Origin of the sequence: Anaerocolumna sp. MB42-C2 (assembly GCF_030913705.1) — a bacterium.
Taxonomy (GTDB): Bacteria; Bacillota; Clostridia; order Lachnospirales; family Lachnospiraceae; genus Anaerocolumna.
On the sequence record NZ_CP133190.1, the window covers coordinates 6,286,071 to 6,310,869 of the forward strand.

Annotated in this window: 21 protein-coding genes; 16 read left to right on the top strand and 5 right to left on the bottom strand. The window is 35.8% G+C overall.

All coding sequences use genetic code 11. The annotated features are described in order from the left end of the window. Nucleotides 1-16 precede the first annotated feature (16 nt). The 9 genes from RBU59_RS27930 (at nt 17) to RBU59_RS27970 (ending at nt 7,467) form a co-directional block, all read left to right on the top strand. Nucleotides 17-313, top strand: a complete 297-nt coding sequence (locus RBU59_RS27930; protein ID WP_308145735.1) for a LiaF transmembrane domain-containing protein — start codon at nt 17-19, stop codon at nt 311-313. 234 nt (nt 314-547) lie between these two features. Further along, nucleotides 548-1,381 carry an undecaprenyl-diphosphate phosphatase gene (locus RBU59_RS27935; RefSeq protein WP_308145736.1) on the top strand — a complete coding sequence of 278 codons (834 nt, stop codon included), beginning with the start codon at nt 548-550 and terminating at the stop codon, nt 1,379-1,381. A gap of 308 nt (nt 1,382-1,689) precedes the next feature. Further along, the gene (locus tag RBU59_RS27940) at nt 1,690-1,920 is read left to right on the top strand and encodes a heavy-metal-associated domain-containing protein (protein ID WP_308145737.1); all 231 of its coding nucleotides are present in this window, start codon (nt 1,690-1,692) and stop codon (nt 1,918-1,920) included. A 13-nt stretch (nt 1,921-1,933) separates the two neighbouring features. Continuing rightward, nucleotides 1,934-2,194: a metal-sensing transcriptional repressor gene (locus tag RBU59_RS27945; protein ID WP_308145738.1), complete on the top strand. Its 261-nt coding sequence runs from the start codon at nt 1,934-1,936 to the stop codon at nt 2,192-2,194. A 381-nt stretch (nt 2,195-2,575) separates the two neighbouring features. After that, nucleotides 2,576-3,865 (top strand): LCP family protein, encoded by a 1,290-nt coding sequence (locus RBU59_RS27950; RefSeq protein ID WP_308145739.1) that lies wholly within the window; start codon nt 2,576-2,578, stop codon nt 3,863-3,865. Nucleotides 3,866-4,113: 248 nt separating this feature from the next. Next, nucleotides 4,114-4,824 (top strand): ABC transporter ATP-binding protein, encoded by a 711-nt coding sequence (locus RBU59_RS27955; RefSeq protein WP_308145740.1) that lies wholly within the window; start codon nt 4,114-4,116, stop codon nt 4,822-4,824. 11 nt (nt 4,825-4,835) lie between these two features. After that, complete coding sequence (locus tag RBU59_RS27960; RefSeq protein ID WP_308145741.1) at nt 4,836-6,437, top strand: hypothetical protein; 1,602 nt, start codon at nt 4,836-4,838, stop codon at nt 6,435-6,437. A gap of 117 nt (nt 6,438-6,554) precedes the next feature. Beyond that, a complete protein-coding gene (locus tag RBU59_RS27965) occupies nt 6,555-6,839 on the top strand; it encodes an autorepressor SdpR family transcription factor (protein WP_330698434.1) in 285 nt (94 codons plus the stop codon). Continuing rightward, complete coding sequence (locus RBU59_RS27970) at nt 6,832-7,467, top strand: SdpI family protein (protein ID WP_308145742.1); 636 nt, start codon at nt 6,832-6,834, stop codon at nt 7,465-7,467. Before RBU59_RS27965 ends, RBU59_RS27970 begins: the two co-directional genes overlap by 8 nt. A gap of 239 nt (nt 7,468-7,706) precedes the next feature. Here the strand turns inward: RBU59_RS27970 and argH are convergent, their stop codons facing one another. Beyond that, nucleotides 7,707-9,083 (bottom strand): argininosuccinate lyase, encoded by a 1,377-nt coding sequence (gene argH, locus RBU59_RS27975; RefSeq protein WP_308145743.1) that lies wholly within the window; start codon nt 9,081-9,083, stop codon nt 7,707-7,709. Between the two features lie 102 nt (nt 9,084-9,185). Further along, complete coding sequence (locus RBU59_RS27980; RefSeq protein WP_308145744.1) at nt 9,186-10,694, bottom strand: carboxypeptidase M32; 1,509 nt, start codon at nt 10,692-10,694, stop codon at nt 9,186-9,188. Nucleotides 10,695-11,071: 377 nt separating this feature from the next. Here RBU59_RS27980 and eno point away from each other — a divergent pair, with 377 nt between their 5' ends. Then, nucleotides 11,072-12,388 carry a phosphopyruvate hydratase gene (gene eno, locus RBU59_RS27985; protein ID WP_308145745.1) on the top strand — a complete coding sequence of 439 codons (1,317 nt, stop codon included), beginning with the start codon at nt 11,072-11,074 and terminating at the stop codon, nt 12,386-12,388. An 88-nt stretch (nt 12,389-12,476) separates the two neighbouring features. On the opposite strand, the gene RBU59_RS27990 is transcribed toward eno, so the two are convergent. Then, nucleotides 12,477-12,704, bottom strand: a complete 228-nt coding sequence (locus tag RBU59_RS27990) for a hypothetical protein (RefSeq protein ID WP_308145746.1) — start codon at nt 12,702-12,704, stop codon at nt 12,477-12,479. Nucleotides 12,705-13,256: 552 nt separating this feature from the next. On the opposite strand from RBU59_RS27990, the gene RBU59_RS27995 reads away from it, so the two are divergent. From RBU59_RS27995 to RBU59_RS28015, 5 genes are all read left to right on the top strand, one after another. Then, a complete protein-coding gene (locus tag RBU59_RS27995) occupies nt 13,257-14,174 on the top strand; it encodes an ABC transporter permease (RefSeq protein ID WP_308145747.1) in 918 nt (305 codons plus the stop codon). Nucleotides 14,175-14,186: 12 nt separating this feature from the next. Continuing rightward, complete coding sequence (locus RBU59_RS28000) at nt 14,187-15,227, top strand: ABC transporter permease (RefSeq protein ID WP_308145748.1); 1,041 nt, start codon at nt 14,187-14,189, stop codon at nt 15,225-15,227. Between the two features lie 22 nt (nt 15,228-15,249). Then, complete coding sequence (locus tag RBU59_RS28005) at nt 15,250-16,260, top strand: ABC transporter ATP-binding protein (protein ID WP_308145749.1); 1,011 nt, start codon at nt 15,250-15,252, stop codon at nt 16,258-16,260. Further along, complete coding sequence (locus RBU59_RS28010; RefSeq protein ID WP_308145750.1) at nt 16,247-17,224, top strand: ABC transporter ATP-binding protein; 978 nt, start codon at nt 16,247-16,249, stop codon at nt 17,222-17,224. The genes RBU59_RS28005 and RBU59_RS28010 overlap by 14 nt, the downstream gene beginning before the upstream one ends. An 80-nt stretch (nt 17,225-17,304) precedes the next feature. Next, on the top strand, nt 17,305-19,008 hold the full coding sequence (locus tag RBU59_RS28015; protein WP_308145751.1) for a peptide ABC transporter substrate-binding protein: 1,704 nt from the start codon (nt 17,305-17,307) through the stop codon (nt 19,006-19,008). 276 nt (nt 19,009-19,284) lie between these two features. On the opposite strand, the gene RBU59_RS28020 is transcribed toward RBU59_RS28015, so the two are convergent. Beyond that, the gene (locus RBU59_RS28020; RefSeq protein WP_330698435.1) at nt 19,285-22,011 is read right to left on the bottom strand and encodes a calcium-translocating P-type ATPase, PMCA-type; all 2,727 of its coding nucleotides are present in this window, start codon (nt 22,009-22,011) and stop codon (nt 19,285-19,287) included. A gap of 186 nt (nt 22,012-22,197) precedes the next feature. Beyond that, nucleotides 22,198-22,794 (bottom strand): DedA family protein, encoded by a 597-nt coding sequence (locus RBU59_RS28025; protein WP_308145752.1) that lies wholly within the window; start codon nt 22,792-22,794, stop codon nt 22,198-22,200. A 293-nt stretch (nt 22,795-23,087) separates the two neighbouring features. Here RBU59_RS28025 and RBU59_RS28030 point away from each other — a divergent pair, with 293 nt between their 5' ends. Then, nucleotides 23,088-24,770 (top strand): L,D-transpeptidase family protein, encoded by a 1,683-nt coding sequence (locus RBU59_RS28030; protein WP_308145753.1) that lies wholly within the window; start codon nt 23,088-23,090, stop codon nt 24,768-24,770. Nucleotides 24,771-24,799 lie beyond the last annotated feature (29 nt).

The window sequence follows — 24,799 nt, forward strand, 5'->3', positions numbered from 1 at the left end:
TATTGGAGGAGTCTCAATGAAAATGCACAGAGTGGGTACATTTACCCTTGGGTCTGGTTTAATACTCTTTGGGGTTTTATTTATCATACGAGTATTTACCGGTATAATTACTTATCAGATGGTATTTAAATTATGGCCGCTGTTATTAATTATTTTGGGCAGCGAAATACTAGCCGGACATTATAAAGAAAAGGAAGCCGGTATACTTTATGATCGGGCAGCAATATTTTTAATTATCCTATTGACCTTTTTCTCTATGGGTATGGCATGTATGCAGTATATTTTTGAAAATGGAGGATATATATCTTTTTAAATAGGTAAGTTTATTCAGATAATAAGAGTATAGAATATATAATTTTAGTAATCTGTTTTTTTAAATAGTCTAAACATAATGGGTATCAAAGTTTTTATATCTTAAAAATAAAACTGTTGATACCTTTGCCATATTTTAAAAAATTAGGATACTAGAGGAAGAAAATCTGTGATATAATAATGTAGTGCGGTTTTAATACCGTAAAAAAGCATTAGGAAGGCAAGGTAAGAATGAATGGATTTTTTAGAAATTTTAAAAGTAATATTTTTGGGAATTGTTGAGGGTATTACTGAATGGCTGCCAATCAGCAGCACAGGTCATATGATATTGGTGGATGAGTTTATAAAGTTAAATGTAAGCGCCGAGTTTAAAGAAGTGTTTTTTATCGTAATACAGTTTGGGGCTATATTAGCGGTTATATTTTTATTTTGGAATAAAATATTTCCTTTTAATTTTAAAAAAGGTCCTTTTATTAAAATGGATATTATGACCTTATGGTTTAAGATTATCGTAGCATGTTTACCGGCAACAGTAGCTGTTTTACTGTTCGATGATTTTATTGATGCACATTTTTATAATTATATAACAGTTGCAGTTACTTTAATTATATATGGTATTTTATTTATAGTCATTGAGAACAGAAATAAACATAGAAGTCCGCAGATTAGGACATTATCGGATATTACTTATCAAACAGCTTTCATTATCGGATTGTTTCAGCTCCTATCTATGATTCCGGGAACTTCAAGATCCGGATCTACCATATTAGGTGCAATTATTATCGGAACCTCCAGATATGTAGCTGCTGAATTTACATTTTATCTGGCAATCCCTGCCATGTTTGGTTACAGTTTATTGAAGATGGTCAAATTTGGTTTCGATTATACTCCAAATGAAATACTGATTTTAATTTTAGGAATGTTAACTGCTTTTGTAGTTTCAATATTTGCAATTAAGTTTTTAATTGGATATATTAAGAAGAATGATTTTAAAGTATTTGGATACTATAGAATTGTGTTAGGTATCCTGGTAATTGTTTATTTTTTGGTAAGAGGAGCAGTAGCTTAATAAAGGAATAAGAGTTTTATGAGATTTAAAATATATAATTGATTATATATTCGATTAGAAAAATGGTGGGAACTCAGGTTAGCTATAAATAATTTCTATATTTTAGCCGATTGCAGAAGATTTCCACCATTTTCTTATTTTTTATTCTTAATTATTGTTATACTATTCTTATAATAAACTTAAAAGGATCAAACTTATTAAATAAATTATACTTGACAAATTCAATTATTAAGCATATTGTTATTAATACATATACCCCACCCGGGTATAGTAATATATAATTTTAAACGCTAAGGAGATAGATAATAATGAAAAAAATAATAAAAATTGAGGGTATGACATGCAGTCATTGTCAGGCCAGAGTTGAAAAAGCTTTAAATTCAATTCCGGGGGTAGAGGCCAAGGTAGACCTTAAGAAAAAGACGGCTGTTGTAAATTTTGATTCCGATATAAGTGATTCCGTATTTCAAGATACAGTTAGTGAAGCTGGATATGAAGTGGTATCTATTGAAGAGAAAAAAGGGCTTTTTGGCAGATAGTTGGGAGAATTATATGAAAGCGGATAAGACTATGGTTACACGCCTGTTAAAAACTGCAAGAGGTCAGATTGACGGTTTATTAAAAATGGTGGAAGAAGACCGCTACTGTATCGATATTTCTAATCAATTAATGGCAACTCAGGCAATTTTAAGGAAAGTTAATAATGAAGTCATAAAAACCCACTTAGGCGCATGTGTTAAAGAAAGCTTTAAACAAGGTAATGAAGATGAAAAAATTGAAGAAATAATAAAACTTCTGGAAAAGCTCTCGTAATGAGAGCTTTTCTTTTTGAACGGAAATGTTATTAAATTCTGAATCATACATTTATAAATAGTGTAGGATTTATATTAATGAGTCTAGAATAACTTCTTTTAATTGTATGAATACTCAGATTAAGACACATGATAGGAAAAAGGTATTCTTGATCCGAAAGGAAAGGTCATTTTAACTGTTACCTGATATGATAAGCAATTTCCCGATTAAAATTTATAAAGATATTCTTAGGATAGTTTAATTTTTCTTAATTTTAAAAAAAATGATTTTATTTTTAACTGGACATGTGTTATAATTGTTCGGGATTTAATTTATTTCCAATTATAAGATAATTCGACACATAACCTGAATTATATACTAGTAACAGTAGGAGAGAATGGGATGGATAAAGATAATTATCGCAATACAAATGAGAAGAAGGATAGTTCATCAAGTAATTTAAATAAAGGGAATAGTCTGGATCAGTATTCCAAAAATATTAATAATGTTGCTGGTTATGAGGATGAGGATGAATTTTTAGATGAAGTCAATTCTTCTCTGGCAAAGCAAATCAGTATGGAATTGGAGGATAAGGATACGAGTACTAAGGATAATGGACCAAAGAAAAAGGGGAAAATACCGAAAGGTGTGAAGATTTTTGCTATTGTTTTTTCTGTAATTATGCTGTTAGGATGCTTATTAGTGTTCACTCCCGCCGGAAAAAAAATTATAATTAATTTGGCGGGTAATTATATCTATGGAAAACTTAATTATGAAGATTCCAATACACAGGAAACAACAGATACTGTTGAGAATACGACGGATCAAAACAATAAACCAGTGAAACCTGTTGAACATGTAGTTAATATTCTTTTACTTGGTGTTGAGGAAATCGGGGGTGCTTCCAATACTGACACAATGATTGTTGCTACGATGAATACTAAGAATCATACGATGAAGCTGACATCCTTAATGAGAGATATCTATGTTGAAATTCCCGGTCATGACAATAACAAATTGAACGCTGCTTATGCTAGAGGAGGAATCGAAACATTATATCAAACCATTCAAAATAATTTTGGAGTACATTTAGATGGATATGTATTAGTTAATTTTAATGCTTTTGAAAAAATTGTAGACCTTCTGGATGGAGTTGAAGTTACCTTAACCAGGACGGAAGCAAATTACCTGAACAGAACGAATTATATCTCCAATCCGTCCTACCGCACCGTAAAAGAGGGAACACAGATTATGAACGGTAATCAGGCATTAGGTTATTGCAGGGTACGTAAAGTTCCAACTGAAACAGAACATGATGATTTTGGCAGAACCCAAAGACAGAGAGCTGTGTTAAACTCTATTTTTGAGAAAGTAAAGAAGAAAAATATCGTGCAGCTGGGACTATTGATGAACGACGTTTTAAATGATGTGGATATTCAAACTGACATTACTAATTCGGAATTCAATAATTATCTGGAAGAAGCGGCAAGTTTAAATGTCGGCGAATTAGAACAGCTTAGAATACCTACTGACGGTAATTTCGGCTTTGACAGTGTACAGATCGGTAAATACAAGCAATCAGTAGTTGTTCCGACAAGTTGGGATGCAACACGCCAGGAAATCCATCAGTTTATATACGGAAACGGTTCTGATGATGAAAATAGTTCAGATGATACTACAGATATAGAATAATATAAAAAAGGAATGTTTCGTTATTTTAACATTCCTTTTTTATTTACATAAAAGCAAGACGGGTAAATCATCCTAGAAGATACAAAATATATTTCTTCAGAGTTAATCTAAAATTATTTTTATATCATAAATCCAAAGTTATTTTGAATATAGTATTGACTTTTATTATAATTAGTTTTATATTGACTGTAAGATAGTTAGATAATTATCTAAATATCTATATAAACTTATAATCTGGAGGTAATACTATGCTTAGCATAAAAAATTTCAGTAAAAGTTATAGAGGCGGCAAAAGAGCCGTAAATAATATATCCATAGAAGTAAAAGCAGGTGATATTTATGGTTTTATCGGACATAATGGAGCAGGTAAAACAACGACATTAAGAGCTGTCTCCGGTGTGCTGGATTTTGAGGAGGGGGATATATTAATTAATGGTATATCCATAAAAAAGGATCCTGTAGCCTGTAAAAAAGTGACCGCCTATATTCCGGATAATCCTGATTTGTACGAACATTTAACTGGGATTCAGTATTTGAATTTTATAAGTGACATCTATTCCGTTACCAGAACCGACAGGGAGATCCGTATGAAAAAATACGCTGATTTATTTGAATTAACACCTAACTTAGGTGACTTAATATCATCTTATTCACACGGAATGAAACAGAAACTGGCAATTATAGCGGCTTTTATTCATAATCCTAAATTACTCATATTGGATGAACCTTTTGTTGGACTTGATCCCAAAGCTTCCCATACATTAAAGACTATAATGGCTGAATCATGTGCAGAAGGAAGTGCTATATTCTTTTCCACCCATGTCCTTGAGGTAGCAGAAAAACTTTGTAATAAAATTGCAATAATCAAAGGTGGAAATTTAATAGCATGCGGTACTACAGAATCGGTTAAGGGAAATCAAAGTCTGGAAGATGTCTTTATGGAACTGATTGATGAATAGGGGGCCGGAGAATGAAACAAATATGGTTATTAACGAAGATACAGTTAAGAACAGCTTTTGATTTTGCTATGATAACAAGTAAAAAGAGCCGGGAAAGAAAGAGTAAAGGTTATACTTCTTTAGTGGCATTTTTGCTAATCATCGGTATCATTTCCGTTACCTCATTTTCTTATAGTTATGCCATCGGTATGACACTTAATGCGATTGGAATGTTAAAACTATTACCGGAAATGATGATGGCTGTTACCTGCGTAATTACTATTATTACTACAGTTAATAAAGTAAAGGGAACTTTGTTTGGATTTAAAGATTATGATCAGATTATGTCATTGCCGGTGAAAACCAGTAAAATAGTTGCAAGCCGTTTGTTATTACTTTATATCATTAATATAACGTTTACTTTAGTTATTATGATTCCGGCGGCTATCGCATATGGAATGTTAGCAGAAGCATCCCAGTATTTTTATGTTTCCAGTCTGGTTACAGTTATTTTTATCCCGGTTATCCCAATGATAACAGCAGCTTTACTGGGAACAGTTATTACTATGATCGCTGCTAAGTTTCGTCATTCTAACTTGATAAACTTAATTTTTACCTTTACTTTATTAATCGGAATTATGGGGGCTTCTTTATTTACAGGAGATTCCGAAGAAAAATTAGGTCAGATGAGTGCCGTATTAATAAAACAGGTGGATGGTATCTACCCATTAGCCGGAATGTATAGGAGAGCAGTATGTGAGTTTGATGTCAGCGCACTTATATTATTTATATTTGTCTCCATACTGGCTTTTCTTGTATTTGCATCGATTGTTGGTTATAAATTTAAAGCAATAAATACCAGTCTGTTTGCTGCGAAAACAAGAGTAGATTATAAGATTGGATCATTAAAACAAGCCAGTCCTTTTAAAGCATTATTTCATAAAGAATTGAGAAGATATTTTTCTTCCAGCATATATATATTGAATACCGCTTTTGGTGTTGTAATGATGACGATTGGAGCCGTGGTAACCATATTTTTAAGTCCGGAAACCCTGGCGAACATTGTGGAGGTACCTGAGGCGGCAGGTTTAATAGGAGCATTAGCACCCGTACTGGTATCCATGTGTATCGCTATGACTTTTATCACAGCCTGCTCCATTTCACTGGAAGGGAAAAATCTATGGATTTTAAAAATATCGCCTGTATCAGCTAAAACCATATTCCAAAGTAAGATTGCCGTGAGTTTAACCATAACTTTACCTGCTATAATTCTTGATGGTTTTTTACTTACTTTCGGACTTAAATTATCCTTTGCAGAATCCGTATTATTGATTGTTATGCCGGCAGCTTATGCTTTTTTTACTGCCATATCGGGGTTGATTATAAATCTTTCCCTGCCTAATTTAAACTGGACTACAGAAGTTTCTGTTATTAAGCAAAGTGCAGCCTCTATGGTCGCAACTTTTGGGGGAATATTTGCTGTTGCTTTCCCTGCGCTTTTATTATACGTCTTAAGAGATTACCCCTCTGCTTATGTTAATGCATTCTCCACATTGGTTATTATTATTATTACAATTATTCTTTATCATTATCTCAATACAAAAGGTGAAAAGAAGTTTCTTGAATTGCAATAAATTACGAATGAATAAATAGAAAGATAATTGCGAACAAGGTATAACATGATAGATTCGAATAACATGGTTTATTCAACGATATGTTTCGTAATTATCCTAAGGGAAGGAGGAGTACTTTTGAATGATGCCTTTAAAGCATTAGCAGATCCTACAAGACGAAAGATATTGGAACTCTTATCAGAAAATGATAAAAACGCAGGTGAGATAGCAGATTATTTTAATATAAGTAAACCCTCTATCAGCCATCATTTAAATATATTAAAAAATGCTGATTTAATAAGTGATGAAAGACAGGGGCAGAATATAGTGTACTCCTTAAATACAACAGTATTTGAAGACCTGGTGAAATGGTTCTTTGATTTTACAAAAAAAAATAACAGCGGAGGCGGAACTGATGAATAAAATCAGGAAATATTTTATGTGGATAGTATCCATTCTTTCTTACATTGGATGTATCATCCTTTACCCCGGTTTGCCAAAGCAAATACCGATACATTGGAACGTGTCGTGGAAAATCGATAACTGGGCTGATCGAAAATATATTTTTTTAATCGGTTTACTGCCTTTTATCATACTTTTTATCTTTGATGATTATGTCAGATATAAGCATAATATGGATAATAGTAATAAGCAGAGGAAAGTCAAAAACATATTAAAATCTACAACAGCACTTCTAATGATTATATTAACCTGGATTACGATTGCGGCTGCCTACAAAATAGAAGTTAATATGAAATTGCTAATATCGGTTGCAATTGGTATTATCTTTGTATTCATTGGCAATTATATGCCGGCATTAAAAAGCAATTATTTTATGGGAATCCGAAATCCATGGACCTTATCAAATGATATTGTATGGCGGAAAACTCATAAAATAGGCGGTTATCTGTTTATTGTTATTGGATTATTAATGATAATTATGGGTTTCGTACAAAATTATATAGTAAATATAGGAATATTTACCGTGTTGCTGCTTTGTATTATTGGTATCAATATTTATTCTTATTTTATTTATCGAAATAGCAGATAGTTATTTTATTTCATAGGAAAGTTCTCCGAACTTCCCTGTGAAATAAAAAGCCCTCCGGGCAGGATGGACATGACGCGCCAGAAGTAGATTGTCACTGTCGTGACAGCGCGTCAGCGCTAGAGTCTGGCAAGCCAGACTCTTTCTTATATAAAAACAGGAGCTGTTGCAAAAATAAATTTACTGAACTAAGGGAGTTAATAGTCAGATAGATTTGCAATAGCTCCTTACTATTTTATTGGTTACAGGTTTTTTAAATATTCTTCATTGAAAGAAATTACTTTGTCCATAGCTATTATGCCCGGAGCTCCTATGGTATTGCGCTTTTCAACACAGGTTTTAAGGCTGATGGCTTCATAAATATCTTTCTCAAAAACCGGACTGATCGTCTTAAATTCTTCCAAAGTCATATCCTCCAAGGCAATGCCTTTTTCTATGCAGTATAAAACAAGCTGGCCGATAATTCCGTGTGCATCCCGGAATGGAACGCCATGGTTAACCAGATAATCTGCAGCGTCCGTTGCATTGGTAAACCCTTTTTTGGCACTGACAGCCATAACGGCTTTATTAAATTTTATAGTAGATAACATCCCTGTAAAAAGCCCCAAGCATCCTTTCACAGTATCCATAGCGTCGAAAGTAAGTTCCTTATCCTCCTGCATATCTTTATTGTAAGCGAGGGGAAGACCCTTCATGGTTGTAAGCAGAGAAATTAAGGAACCGTAAACCCGTCCGGTTTTTCCTCTTATTAATTCTGCTATATCCGGATTTTTCTTCTGCGGCATAATACTGCTTCCGGTTGAATATGCATCATCTATCTCGACAAACTGGTATTCATTAGTATTCCATATAATAATTTCTTCACAAAAACGGCTTAAATGCATCATTATAATAGATAACGCGCTTAAAAACTCAATCAAATAGTCACGGTCGGCTACGGAATCCATGCTGTTTAAGGTAGGTCCGTCAAATCCTAATAGACTGGCAGTATATTCTCTGTCAAGAGGGTAGGTAGTACCGGCAAGGGCTCCTGAGCCTATAGGCGAATAATTCATACGTTTATAAATATCAGTAAGTCTTTCATTATCCCTTTTAAACATCTCAAAATAAGCTCCCATATGATGAGCTAAGGTGATTGGCTGAGCTTTCTGTAAATGAGTAAAACCAGGCATGTAAGTGTCAAGATTTTCTTTCATAGTCGTATGCAGTACCAATAATAAATCTTTAAGCAGCTCCTTGACTTGAAGCAGTTCTTCGCGTGTATATAACTTCATATCTAAAGCGACCTGATCATTCCGGCTTCTGCCGGTATGAAGTTTTTTACCTGCTTCCCCAATACGTTCAATTAAAACAGTTTCGACAAAGCTATGAATGTCCTCCTGTTTCGGATCAATGGGCAGAATACCATTTATAATATCTTTTTTAATACTGTTTAATCCTGATATGATACTTTCTTTTTCTTCATTATTTAAAATACCTTGTTTTGCCAGCATTGTAACATGAGCTATACTTCCCACTATATCCTGTTTAAAGAATTTTTGATCAAAAGATATGGAAGCATTAAAGTTAAAAACTAACTGATTGGTTTCTTTTGTAAATCGTCCGCCCCATAATTTCATATAGGATACCTCTTTTCTTATAATGTTTAATTATACGTAATTTAGATTAATTATACAATAAGATATATGAAATATCAATATGGAACCATAATATAATTTATATTAATTCAATTCATATAATTTATTATACTTTTTAGTCAGATATTTAACATAATAATCCGCGTTTAATTCTTCGCCCATCAAATCTTTCAACAGTTCGTTAGTATTTTTTGTTTTACCAAATCGATGAATATGATTATTTAAATATTCACGTATGGGAGTAAGATTGCTATTTAATAAATATTCTTCTACAGGCATAATGGATACCATATGATGATAAATCTGGGCGGAGATAGCACTTCCGATAGCATAGGACGGGAAATAGCCAAAACTACCGCCTGCCCAGTGAATATCCTGTAGAACCCCCTCACCGTCATCCTGTGGTTCCAATCCTAAATATTCTTTGTATTTTTCATTCCATACTTTTGGTAAATCTTCTACTTCAATTTCATCGGCAAAGATCATTTTCTCAATTTCATAGCGGATGATGATATGAAGAGAATAGGATAATTCATCTGCTTCGGTACGGATTAAACCGGGTGCTGCCTTATTGATCCCTTTAATAAATTGCTCCAGGGATACTTCTTTTAACTGTTCCGGAAATGTCTCTTTTAATTTGGGAAACAACGGTTTCCAGAAGGCCTCGCTTCTTCCGATTACATTCTCAAAAAAGCGGGACTGGGATTCATGCATTCCCATGGAAGTTCCGGTTCCAACCGGTGTCTGGGTAATAGCATCATCTATATGCATTTCGTAGATACCGTGTCCGCTTTCGTGAATAATGGAGAAGATAGCACTTTCCAGATTGTTTTCATGAAAATGATTCGTAATACGTACATCGTGATTGTGCAGATTGGTAGTAAAGGGGTGGGCGCTTTCTGCTATAACACCGCGGTTAAAGTCAAAACCTACATATCCGCTGATATATTTGCAGAACTCTTTCTGTTTGGTGGTATCAAAGTACTGATGATTATAAGATTTATCAATTTTGTCATTTTTCTTTGAGACTTCTTTTAATAATGGAATCAAAGATTCTTTTAATGTATTGAAGAATTCGTCCAGTTTTTCCATATTAAAGCCTTCTTCAAAGTCATTTAATAAAATGTCATATGGTTTTTCGCCTTTTTTTGCACGATATCCAGCGAACTTTTTCTGATAATTTATGATTTCTTTTAATGTGGGCGAGAAATCTGCAAAATTTTTCTTTTGCTTAGCTTTAGCCCAGATACCGGATGCCTTAGCAGTTAATTCACTGTATGCCTGATATTCTTCCGGTGGGATATGTTCCAGCTCCTCAATGGTTTTTCTCACTTCCTTTACGATTGCTTTCTGATTAAAATCCAGGTCCTCCTGTTCCTTTTCATCACTAAGCTTATGGATTAATTTTTTAACATCATCATTTATTAAATTTGTAAAATATTCGTTCGACAAGATACCGATCGTTTTGGAGTTATATTCCATGGATTCTTCCGGAGCCTGAGTTTCAGCATCCCATTCGAATAAAGTAAGTGCTGCCTGAAAAGCCATTGTTTTTTCAATGTACTTTTTCAGCTGTTCAAAATTTTTATTCATAAGTTATTAATTCCTTTCAATAGTATTTGCCTTATAGTATATCATAGTATTTCTTAAAATATCAATAAATAGTCCGGGTTTATTGATAAAAAATTACCATTTACTAGAAAAATATCTGGAAAAATGTGTACACAAAGTTATGCAGTTTGTGTTATAATAATTTTAGAAGATGTACAACTTCTTCTATAAAAGGAAAGAGCAGCGAAGTCAGAAATAAAGTATAATATCTCGTAATATGAATACATTTAATATGATTGTTTATACTATTAATTGTTATTTTGAGCGATACAACATAGCACTTTGTAAATAATCTATATACCGGCGGGCAGCAAAATTATTATATTGGATAAGTAAATAATGGAAAGAAGGAGAAAATTATGAGAATGAATTTAGCGATTGAAAAAGTTGTTGGCAGAGAGATATTGGATTCCAGAGGTAATCCGACAGTAGAAGTGGAAGTAGTTCTTTTTGATGGCAGCATTGGAAGAGCAGCGGTTCCCTCAGGTGCTTCAACAGGTGCTTTTGAGGCAGTGGAACTCAGGGATAATGATAAAAAAAGGTATTTAGGGAACGGAGTTTTAAATGCTGTTAAGAATGTTAATACAGAAATTGCAAATGCTATAACAGGAATGAATGCACTGAATCAGGTTGAAATCGATAAAAAGATGATTGCATTAGACGGAACAGATAATAAAGGAAGATTAGGTGCCAATGCAATCCTGGGTGTTTCTTTGGCCGTTGCCAAAGCTGCGGCAGAATCTCTTAACTTACCTCTCTATCAGTACATCGGTGGTGTAAACGCCAAGGTATTGCCTGTCCCGATGATGAATATAATCAATGGCGGTAAACATGCAGATTCCAGTTTAAATATACAGGAATTTATGATTATGCCGGCAGGGGCTGCAACTTTTTCGGAAGGTCTTGAGTGGAGTACTACGGTTTTCCATACCCTTAAGAAACTGCTAAAGGCTGATGGGTATGTAACAGCTGTTGGTGATGAGGGTGGATTTGCACCAAAGTTTAAAAGTGATGACGAAGCGTTGGATTACATTGTGAAAGCAATTAGTGAAGCTGGCTATGAACCTGGTAAGGACTTCTACATTGCTATGGACGTGGCTTCTACGGAAATGTATGACGAAGCGAAAAAAGCCGGAAGAGAAGGAGAGTATCTGTTCTGGAAAGCCGGAGAATATAAAACGGTTGATACAATGATTGATTATCTGGAAGACTTATGCAACCGTTATCCGATTATATCCATAGAGGACGGATTGGCGGAAGAAGACTTTGCAGGCTGGAAGAAACTTACTGATCGCTTAGGCAACAGAATCCAGCTAGTTGGAGATGACTTATTCGTTACGAATACAAGACGGATTAAAGAGGGAATGGACCTTGGAATATCAAATTCTGTTCTGATCAAATTTAATCAGATCGGCACTCTGACGGAGACCTTAGAAGCAATAGAAATGGCTAAGAATAATGGATGGACAGCTATTGTTTCCCACAGATCAGGTGAAACAGAAGATGTAACGTTAGCAGATATTGCCGTTGCAACCAATGCCGGACAGATTAAAACAGGTGCACCAAGCAGAAGTGACCGAGTAGCTAAATACAATCGTCTTCTTCGTATTGAACATCAGTTGGGAGAGGTAGCCGAATATCCCGGAAAGAATGCATTTAAAATAACCAGGAATTAATAAATATTAAAAAGAACAGGAATTACCGCGTTAAGTAAAAGATGCCGGTTGTTCCTGTTCGTATTATATAATTAATTAAATCATATGATTATATTGTATCAGCAGACTGCTGAGTTTTCGGTATAATATTAAATGGTTCAACAACTTTGTAGCTATAGTATTTAAGAATGTTTCCACTTATAAGTACTAATGTTTCCGGACCGCATATTGATATATCGCGTATATATGGAAATTTATCATACATAGTAATATTATAGTCTGTTATATGCTCATAAGGGCCTTTATCTTTCATTTGTCTGAGTTCATCACTGGTCATTCTGTATTATTCCCCCTATTTATCATTGATATGAATAAATCATTTCCTTAATAATACTATAGCTCGTTTTAAAAATATAATCAATCTGTATATTTAAACTTTTATATGTATTTTTGTAAATTTTATTTGAATATAATTGTATTTTAATGTATTTTTATTTACTTTAAAACACTGTATTTATAGGTTCAATATTAACGCATACAAAAATACATTGCTGAATATTATTAATGTAAAAGTATTCATTTCCTTTATTTTAGCACTAAAAGTACGTGTATACAATTAATAAAGTTATTAAAATTACTTGACATTTCATGATTTTTTGAGTATTATTTTACATTGTAAAGATGATATGTATTCCTTATACTTAAATATGTAGTCACTTATATATATCGTTGTATATAGGACTGAAATTGCACAAAGATGTGTGTGTTCTAACATGTTGGGTGTGCATTTTTTTATTATATTGGGAAAAATACCTCTCAGTAAAATCTTGTGCAATTCAGAATATAATTATCATCAAGTCAATATTAAAGATAAAAGGTAGGTTATCGTATGGGTAAATACATTCTTAAAAGAGTGAGTGCAGCTATAGTGACTATATTTATAGTTACGACTATTACTTTTTTCCTGATGAATCTGGTGCCTGGTGGTCCGTTCGTTGCAGAAAAGTCCATCAGCGTACAGGCACAAAAGGCACTTGCAGAGAAATTCGGTTTAGACAAACCTCTGATTGTGCAATATAAAAATTACTTGGTTAACGCCCTAAAGGGTGACTTTGGCCTCAGTCTGAAACAACGCGGACGTGATGTTACCGGTATCATATTCAGTAAATTTCCTGTTTCTGCTAGATTGGGTGGTATCTCGGTATTGGTTGCGCTTATAATTGGAATTCCTTTGGGCAGTATAGCAGCTATTAACAGAGGTAAGTGGTTAGATAATTTTATTATTGTAATTGCCACCGGCGGTATTGCCGTACCAAGTTTTGTTTTGTGTACTGTCGGGATGTATGTTTTTGGTGTTCATCTGGGGTTGTTGCCAACGTTTGGTCTGACTTCACCGCTTCACTATGTTTTACCGGTTTTTGCACTATCTTTTTATCCGACAGCATATATTACACGTCTGATGCGTTCTTCCATGCTGGACGTTATCGGTCAGGACTACATACGTACGGCCAGAGCCAAGGGTGTGTCACAGTTTCTATCCCTTTTCAAACATGCTCTTCGTAATGCAATCCTGCCGGTAGTTACTTACGTAGGTCCTTTGCTGGCTTACACTCTTACAGGAAGCTTTATTGTAGAAAAGATTTTCGTTATCCCTGGTCTTGGCGGTCAATTTGTCAGCTCAATTATGAACCGTGATTATACTGTTATTATGGGAACTACGATTTTCCTGGCTACACTTGTTATCGTGATGAATACAATAGTGGATATCGTATATAAGCTTATTGATCCACGCATTCAGCTGAATTAGGAGGAACAAATAATGAAACAGAATACACTCAGTTTTCAGTTAAAGGTGGATGATTTTCTGCCTGCTTCTGACGATGAAAAACTAAGCCTGGTACAGATGCGTCCTAGTGTCAGCTTTTGGAAAGATGCGCTTAATCGTTTGAAGAAAAATAAAGTAGCGATGGTAAGCCTCACCGTTATATTAATTGTTATGGTACTTGCATTTATTGTGCCAAGTTTTTACCCATATAAATATGATCAGCAGATACAGGGTTCCGAATATCTGAAACCCATGGTCTATTCTACACAGGAACAGGCTAGTATTGATGCAGGAGAGAACGTTTTTCCGCATATTTTAGGAACGGACAATCTTGGTCGTGATTATGCTGTCCGCTTAATGGTTGGAAGCCGTATTTCCCTGCTTGTAGGATTAATTGCTTCAGCCTTAATTTTAATCATTGGCTCAACATTTGGAGCCGTAGCCGGTTTCTTTGGCGGATGGACAGATATGATTATGATGCGTATTGCCGATATTGTATATACGGTACCGGATATATTATTGATTGTATTAATATCCTTTGCTATTAAGGACCCTATGGATGCTTTGGCTAATCAGCCGGGATTTCATTGGATTCAGATAATTGGTGTCAATCTTATCAGTATCTTTTTGGTATTTGCGTTACTTTATTGGGTAGGTATGGCTCGTATTGTCAGAAGCCAGGTGCTTACTTTAAAGCAGAGTGAATATGTAACAGCGGCTAGGGCATTAGGTGCTTCTAACGGCAGAATTATCCGCAAACACCTTTTGACTAATTGTATCGGTACGCTGATTGTTACTACAACTTTACAGATTCCATCATCCATTTTTACAGAAAGTTTTTTAAGTTTCCTTGGACTGGGTGTTGCCATTCCGCTGCCATCGCTGGGATCACTGGCAAGTGATGCTGTTAACGGACTAAATACTTATCCATATTTGCTTATAGCACCAGCCATCATGATCAGTCTTATTATCCTCAGTTTCAATTTATTCGGTGACGGACTGAGGGATGCGTTTGATCCTAAAATGAAGAGCTAAGAAATGGAGAGGAGTAAATTATATGAGTGAATATTTGGTAGATATACAAAACGAGCGCCTCTCTTTCTTCACCCCGGCCGGTGAAGTCAAGTCGCTCAATGATGTTTCGCTGACTGTCCGTGAAGGCGAAGTACTGGGTATCGTAGGAGAAAGTGGTTCCGGTAAATCGGTTACTGCTTACAGTCTTATGGGCTTAACCGCACACCCCGGCCGTCTGATCGGCGGAGATTTATATTTTAACGGTCATCATATTAATGTAATGACAGAACGTGAAATGCGTAAAATGAGAGGTAATGAGGTATCAATTATTTTTCAGGATCCTATGACTAGTCTCAATCCTGTATATACAGTTGGAAATCAAATTATGGAGGCGATTCTCCTTCACACAGATAAGAACAAAAAGCAAGCTCATGAGCGTGCAAAAGAACTTCTGCAGCTTGTTGGTATTAATGAACCTGAGAAACGTCTGAAACAGTATCCGCATGAATTATCCGGCGGTATGAGGCAACGTGTTATGATAGCCATTGCTTTGGCGTGCGAACCGAAACTGCTTATTGCCGACGAACCAACCACTGCACTTGATGTTACTATCCAGGCTCAGATTCTGGAATTGATGACTGAACTTAAGAAGAAGCTTGGAATGGCAATTATACTTATTACACATGACTTGGGAGTGGTAGCAGGTATGTGTGACCGCATCGCTGTTATGTATGCAGGTAAAGTAGTAGAGACAGGAACTACAGATGATATTTTCTACCACCCGTCACATGAGTATACGAAAGGTTTACTTCTAAGTGTTCCCGTTCTTAATGATCAGGAACACAAGAAATTAGTACCAATTGAGGGTCAGCCTGTGGATATGCTTAATCCGCCGGCCGGTTGTCCGTTTGCTCCGCGTTGCCACGCCTGTATGAAAGTTTGTCTTAAGGCTATGCCGGAATATACCGATCTGGGTAATGACCATCATAGCGCATGCTGGTTGCTAGATAAGGCTAAATTCGAAAAGGAGGTGCAGACACATGCCGGAAAATAAAAAACTTCTTGAAGTAGAGCACCTTAAACAATACTTCCCGGTACAGGGCGGAGGTATGAATAAAAAGTTTGTAAAAGCGGTAGATGATGTTTCTTTTTATGTCAATAAAGGGGAAACTCTGGGACTTGTAGGCGAATCCGGCTGTGGTAAAACGACTACCGGCCGTACACTGCTTCGTCTTCATGAACCTACCGGAGGTAAGATAATTTACGATGGTAAGGATATTACTCATGTTAATATGCTGCCTTACCGCAGAAAGATGCAGATTGTATTCCAAGATCCCTATGCCAGTCTTGACCCTCGTATGACGGTCGGCGATATCGTAGGAGAAGCAATTGATATACACAAACTCGCTGCCAATACGAAAGAACGACGTGACCGTATTGTTGAATTACTAAGTCTGGTTGGATTAAACACCGAACATGCCAACCGTTATCCCCATGAATTTTCCGGCGGACAAAGACAACGTGTTGGTATTGCCCGTGCGTTGGCAGTTAATCCGGAGTTCATTGTATGTGATGAACCTATCTCAGCTTTGGATGTATCCATTCAGGCACAGGTAGTTAATATGTTTGAAGAGCTTCAGGATAAGATGGGGTTAACTTATTTATTTATCTCTCATAATTTAAGCGTTGTAAAACATATCTCTAACCGTATTGGTGTAATGTACCTCGGTAAATTAGTGGAACTGGCTGACAGCCGAGAGCTGACTTTCCACAGTGTTCATCCTTACACACGCAGTTTAATATCGGCTATCCCCGTAGCTGAGCCTGTGACTTCCCGCGATACCAAACGTATTGTGCTAAAGGGAGATGTCCCAAGTCCGGTAAATCCACCATCCGGATGCCGTTTCCGTACACGATGTCCCTATGCGGATGAGCAATGCGCGGCAAAAGAACCGGAGTGGAAAGAAGTTTCAACTGGTCATTATGCGGCTTGCTTTCATCTTGACCGCGTGAAATAGTGTTATTAAATTTCTGCCCAATTTCACCTTAGATAATTCTATGGTGAATTGAATAAACCAAAAAAATAAGGAGGGAATTTATGAAAAGAAAAATTTCATTTTTCTTAGTGCTAGTTATGCTGGTTACTATGGTTCTTAGTGCCTGCGGTAAGAAAGAAAACAATACCGGCAATACCGGTAACACCGGCAGTGATACTAGCAGTAGTACTACTGATGCCAACACAAGTACCGACACCGGTACAGCAAGCGGAGAAGCAAAACAGCTTGTTGCTCAAATTGGACCTAACCCTGAAACAATTGACCCTGCACTCAACAGTGCGGTAGACGGCGGTAATATGCTTTTATTTGCTTTTGACTGTCTGCTCAATGTTGACAAGGATAACAAGATTATTCCTGGTGCAGCTGAATCTTATGAAACAAGTGAAGATGGTCTTACCTGGAAGTTCCATCTGCGTAAAGACCTTAAGTGGTCCGATGGTTCTCCTTTAACAGCGAAAGATTTTGTTTACAGCTGGAAACGTGTTGCTGATCCTAATACAGCTGCACCTTATGCAGAGACCGTACTTGGAATGGTTAAAGGATATGAAGAAGCAGCCGGCGGCAATCCGGATGCACTTGGTGTATCCGCACCGGATGATACAACTTTTGTAGTTGAACTTTCACATCCTTGTGTATATTTTGACAAGTTAGCTGCTTTCGCTACACTTAGTCCTGTAAATCAGGCTACTATTGAAAAGAATGGTGATGCTTGGGCAACAGCTCCTGAATCCTATATCTGTAATGGTCCTTTCTATATCAGTGAATGGGTACCAAGTTCCTACATTCTTTTTAAGAAAAACCCTAACTATCGTGATGCAGCATCCATTAAACTGGATTCCATTAAATTACTCCTGATGGAAGATCCTAATGCAGCTTATGGTGCTTATCAAAGCAGTCAAGCAATGATGATTAAAGATGTTCCTACAGCTGAAATTCCGTCACTTCAAGGAAATCCAGAGTTCCATATCGACCCTCTTTTAGGAACTTATTATCTGGACATTAACAATACTTTGCCTCAGTTCTCTGATCCTAAGGTACGTCAGGCCTTAAGCCTTGCAATTGACAGAAAATATGTTGCTGAAACATTAATGCAAGGTACTTATACTGCAGCTCCTAACTTTATCGGTACGGCTGTTGTGGATTGGGATGGCAGTCAATTTATGGATAATGCTAATGGTGGTAAGCCTTATATTGATGTTAATGATTATGAAGGTAACCTTGCCAAAGCAAAACAGCTGTTGGCAGAAGCAGGATATCCAGACGGTAAAGATTTCCCGGTAATTAAATATTCTATCAATGATGCAGGTTACCACAAGGTAGTTGCACAATATTTACAAAAGGCATGGAAAGAGCTTGGTATTACTGTAAATGTAGACGTAGTTGAATGGGCTTCCTTTACACCTATGCGTCGTGCTGGTGATTATGAATCAAGCCGTGACGGTTGGGTATTTGATTATAATGATCCATCCAACATGCTGGATCTTATGGTTAGCACCAATGGTAATAACAATGCTAAATATAACAATCCTGACTATGATGCCTTAATGCAAAAAGCTGCTGGTGAGAAAGATCCTAAGACACGTTCCGGTTTACTTCATCAGGCAGAAGATATGATTATGGCAGATGCAGGTATTATTCCTGTGGCTTATTACAATGAATTCTATTTACAGAGCCCTAAGATTACCGGTTCCTGGCATTCACCTTACGGATACTGGTACTTCCAGTATGCTGATATTACTGAATAATTAATTTTTAGAATGTCCGAGATTATAATAGCGAAATGCTAAGGTAAATCAGAATAAAAATGTAATAAATTATGTGTTATAGATAATTGAGAGTTGGTAATTTACTATCACTATGATAGTAAATTACCAACGCTCTTATTTTTTTGATTTTATAGAATTATCATTTTGCTGATGTACATATCTTTTTCTCTAAACCAGGTAAATATAATCAGTTTTTCTAAATTCCTTGAATGCAGCCTATTATGCAATATTAGGATAACATAATCAGCTGGTAATCTATTTCTTCCCTTTCTGTAATTCTACTACAACGATTGGCATAAAGGATAAAACTAATACAACGGACCATTGGGCGGGAGTTAAAGGTACAACTTTAAAAATCTCAGCTAAAGGTTTCATTGAAATAACAATTATCTGCAGGAAAGCACAAACTATAAAAGAGAGCAAAAGTTTTATGTTGGAAAAGAAACCAATCTTAGTTAAAGAATGTTCACTTCTCATATTAAAGGAATGAAACAGCTGAGATAAACTTAATACGGCAAACGCCATGGTCCGGCCTATATAAGGAGTAATATTAGAAGCTATCTGAACAGTACTTCCATGGTGTAATACAGTATCCTTAATGCTTTCTGCATCATAAACCCGTATACCGATGATAAATGCTAACAGTGCTAAGGAACCGATTAAAATACCTTCGAAAACTATCTTAAATACCAGTCCATCTGCAAACATTCCTTTATCGGGAGGAATTGGTTTTTTCTTCATAATATCTTTAGCAGCCGGTTCCACACCTAATGAGATTGCGGGCAGGGAATCGGTTACCAGATTAACCCAAAGAAGCTGTACTGCTAATAATGGTGATGGCAGGCCAAGAAGGATTGCAACAAAAATAGTCATGATCTCACCAATATTACAGGATAATAGAAAGTGTATTGCTTTTTTAATATTATCGTAAATACCTCGGCCCTCTTTAACGGCAGCTACGATTGTAGCGAAATTATCATCGGTAAGTATCATGTCGGCTGCATTTTTAGCCACATCTGTACCTGTTATTCCCATAGCGCAGCCAATATCAGCAGCCTTTAGCGCAGGCGCATCATTGACACCGTCACCGGTCATGGCAACTACTTCACCCCTGGCCTGAAAAGCTTTCACTATCCTTACTTTATGTTCCGGAGATACCCTTGCGAATACCCTGTAACGGGGTATTTTATCAATTAAAGTATTCTGATCCATTAGAGATAATTCCTGGCCGGTCATTGCAAGGTCATCTGATGTCATAATTCCTAATTCTTTTGCAATAGCACAAGCGGTGGATATATGGTCTCCGGTTATCATGACCGGCTTAATTCCGGCCATCTGACAGGTTAGTACGGCATTTGCTACCTCTTGTCTTGGCGGATCTATCATACCTATTAATCCCACTAAAGTTAAGGCTGTCTCTAGATAATCGGACATTTCTTCAGTGGATTTAGAGGTGTTTTTATGTAATACAGTTTCGGTGGGAAGATCTTTATAGGCTACAGCGATTACTCTCAGTGCTCGTTCTGCCATATTTTGATTTAGTTTATTTATGGATTGTAGATGTACATTTGTCATTGGGACTTGTTTCCCGTTTTGATAAATATGGGTGCATTTATTAACTAAAACATCAAAGGCACCTTTTGTAATACTGCGTATCGTTCCGGAGGGATAATTATGTACGGTGGTCATTAGTTTTCTTGTAGAATCGAAAGGAATTTCAAATATTCTGGGATTGGTAGAATCTAATTTAGGCTTTAGAAGATCAACATGAAAAGCCGCCATAATTAAAGCTTTTTCAGTGGGTTCTCCCGTAGCAGTAACAGTGGAATGTTTTCCTTTTCCAGTAACCTGAAGAATAGAATCGTTACACAAAGCAGCAAGTGATAACAGATAATGGCTGAATAGTGTGTCCGGATGTTCTTTTCCATGAATGGATGCCAATTCGGTTACGGTCATTTTATTTTGTGTTAGTGTTCCTGTCTTATCTGAGCAGATTACAGTTGCACTTCCAAGCGTTTCAACTGCAGGCAGCTTTCGGATTACAGCATTTTTCTTAGCCATACGTTGGACACCCAGGGAAAGCATAATAGTTACAATTGCCGGAAGTCCTTCGGGAATCGCTGCAACAGCTAAACTAACTGAGGTCATAAACATATCGAAAATAGGGCGGTTTTTTAAAATTCCTAACAAAAAAATTATGATACAGATCAGTAAAGCTGCAATTCCAAGTGCTTTACCCGTACTTGCCAGCCTTTTCTGAAGTGGTGTCATAGGAGTTTCATCATCCATAATAAGTCTGGCAATATGCCCAACTTCCGTATGCATTCCTGTAGCAGTAATAACAGCAATGCCCCTTCCGTAGGTGACAATTCCGGTTGCCATAACCATGTTGGTACGATCAGCTAAAAGAGTATCTTCTTTTAAAATGAGATCTGCATTTTTTTCAACGGGATGTGATTCACCTGTTAAAGAAGCTTCATCGATACGAAGATTAACAGCAGTCAAAAGTCTTGCATCAGCCGGTACAAAATATCCGGTCTCCAGAAATATAATATCTCCGGGGACTAAATCTTTGGCATCGACGGAAATGATTTCATGATCTCGCAGAGCAAGTGCAGTAGGTGCTGACATTTTCTGGAGTGCTACTAATGATTTTTCAGCCTTTGTCTCCTGTAATACCCCCAGGATTGCGTTTAAGGTAATAATTAATAATATTATGACAGGATCAACAAAATCCAGTCTGCCGTGTAATAAAGATACAAAAAATGATATAAAAGCAGCACAGATTAAGGTAATTATCATAAAGTCAGTAAATTGACTTAAAAATTTTATGATTATACTTTTTTTCTTTTTAGATTCAAGAATATTTAATCCATATTTTTTTTGCCTTTTTATTACCTCTTTTTTTGATAATCCATTATCATACGAACTCTCCAGTGTTTTTAAAACTTCCTCTTTGGTTATATTATGCCAGTTCATCATAGTAACCCCCATGTAAAGTCAATTTGTTTTCCAGTATGTCTTAAATAATTATATGAGTTAGGATTAAAAACAATTCACTGTTACAGCAACTGGATATATTACATTTGAAAGTTAACATAAACCATTTACATATAATCAGTAACATTTATAATGGAAAAGAAACTCCATGATACAGAAAAATGGAGTTTAAACATTAGATGATTTGTCTTTCCTTACATGAACAAGTACAAGCATGCCCAGAAAAACAACAAGAGGCAGAATGATATCCTTATAACGTGTATAATAACCACCAACGATATCCCAATTTTCCCGTAATAAATATCCAAAACCAATTAATATGGCATTCCAGACGGTAATTCCAATAAGAGATGAAACCAGGTAGGTAAAAAGGTTTTGGCCGGCGGCACCTGCAATAAATGCAATATAAGTTCTGCAAATAGGAATTAATCTGCCAAAACATACAGCTAAATTTCCATATTGATTAAATTTCATTTGAGAGGTATGGATACCCTTTTCAGCCTTGGGAAATTTGGTAATTAGTTTGTTTAACAAAGCACCGCCGCCAAGTCTGCCTATGGTATAACAGAAACTGGTTCCAAGCAGACCGGCTAAAACGCTGAAAAAGAGAATGGTGAAATAATTGATATGCTGTAAGGAAGCAACCGCTCCCGAAAATGGAAGAACAATTTCGCTGGATATGGGAAAACAAGCATATTCTATTAGGATTATTAAAAACATAGCTAACAACCCATATTCATAAATTAAATTGGTAAAATAATTCATTTATTCTCCTAAAGCTGATTTATTATTACAATATATTAAGACTAAAGTTGAAACATGATTAACTTTAGTCTTAACAAATCTATAAAAGAATGTTATAATTTAGAGCAATTGGGTTTTTATTATACCTTATATCATAGCCAATTTGCAGTTTAACAGTTTTGAAATAGTTTTGACATAAGAATAACACAAACATTTCTTATGTTAAAACTACTTGTCTTTAGTGACATTATTTACTAAGTTTTAGTAAATTTAATGCTCATAGATTGTAAAAAATGAAATAAGAGGAGTAAAGAATGACTCGAATTATTAGCAAATGCAAATTACAAAAGATAATAATCCTATGTATTGGCTGCCTATTCCTTAGTCTATTTATTATGAAGTTAAACACATCTGCTAAGACTGGTTCACCTTATTATATTAAGGTAAATAAACAGCAGAATTGTGTAACGGTATACGAAAAAGATAAAAACGGTAAATATACAAAACCGGTGAAAGCGATGACTTGTTCCACCGGTGTTGACACACCGCTTGGTACATATAATACCCAATCAAAATACAGATGGAAGTTATTGATGGGTGATGTATGGGGACAATATTCTACACGTATAGTAAACGGTATTTTATTTCATTCGGTATGGTACTATAAGATGGATGAAACCACATTATCCGCGACCCAGTATAATAAGCTTGGGATTGCCGCATCCCATGGATGTGTCCGGCTTGCGGTTACAGATGCAAAGTGGATTTATGATAATTGTCCGCTTGGAACTACAGTTGAGATTTATAACGCGAAAGATCCGGGGCCTTTGGGAAAACCGGAGACGATTAAAATTCCGGCAGGCTCAGGCTGGGATCCAACAGACCCAAGTAAAAATAATCCCTACCATAATAAAATACCTACTTTTAAAGGTGTAACGGACAAATCCATTACCTGGGGGAAGAAAACCAGTTTATTAAGCGGAGTAAAAGCTTCTTCAACAACAGGAGAGGATATTACTTCAAAGATACAAGTAACAGGAAAGATTGATATCTATAAAGCAGGAAAATATAAGGTTAAATACTCTGTTACCGATGTAATTGGGAGAACTGCCAGTGAAACAGTTACCTATACAGTAAATCAATGCAAAGAAAAGCCAAAAATTCTTGGTGTGGCCGATACAGTAATTGCTTCAGATACCACAGTTGATAAGAAATATGCCTTAACAGGAGTAACAGCATATTTATCCACTAAGAAGCTTCCAAAGTGCGACATTAATGTTAAGATTACAAAAAATACAGAAGATACTTATACAATTGATTATTCCATCAAAGCGGAAAATAAATTGACAGGTAAAGCTAAAGCTATTGTTCATGTGGATAATACACCGCCTGTAATAGAAGGCATCTACTTTAAAGAAATTACGCAGCAACAACTTAAGGCAGGTGCTGCTGAAATTAAGAAATTGGCTTTAAAAGGTATTACAGTAAAAGATAATTATTCTAAACTAAGTGCTGATAAAGTAAACATCACAGTAATGAAAAAAGATGATTATTCCTATTTCGTAACCTATGATTTAACGGATAACGTTGGTAATATAACAAGTGAAACAGTTCAATTTACTTATTTTAAAGGTGTAAGAATTGATGGTGTTGCGAATCATTTCAACCTCCCGGACAAAACCGTAATGTCAGAAGATTTCGTAAAACAAGGAATTACAGCTGTTAATAGTGAAAACGAAGAATGTACGGATACCATGACAGTTACTATAAACAGCACTGATAATAAAGTTTTTGAAGTTACGTATACCGCAAAAGATAAAGATGGCTCGGAAGTAAAAATCGTTTCTTACTTTACTATTAACGGGGAAGCGGGAACGGGTAGCGGAGTGACCGAAGACAGTGAGGGCGAGACAGAGAATAGTATGATAAAGGATCAAAAAGCCAATACAGGGAATGATGCCGCTGCAAGCGGTGAAGAAGATCAGAGCATGGATTGATATAAAGAAAGTATAAGAATAAAGCCGTT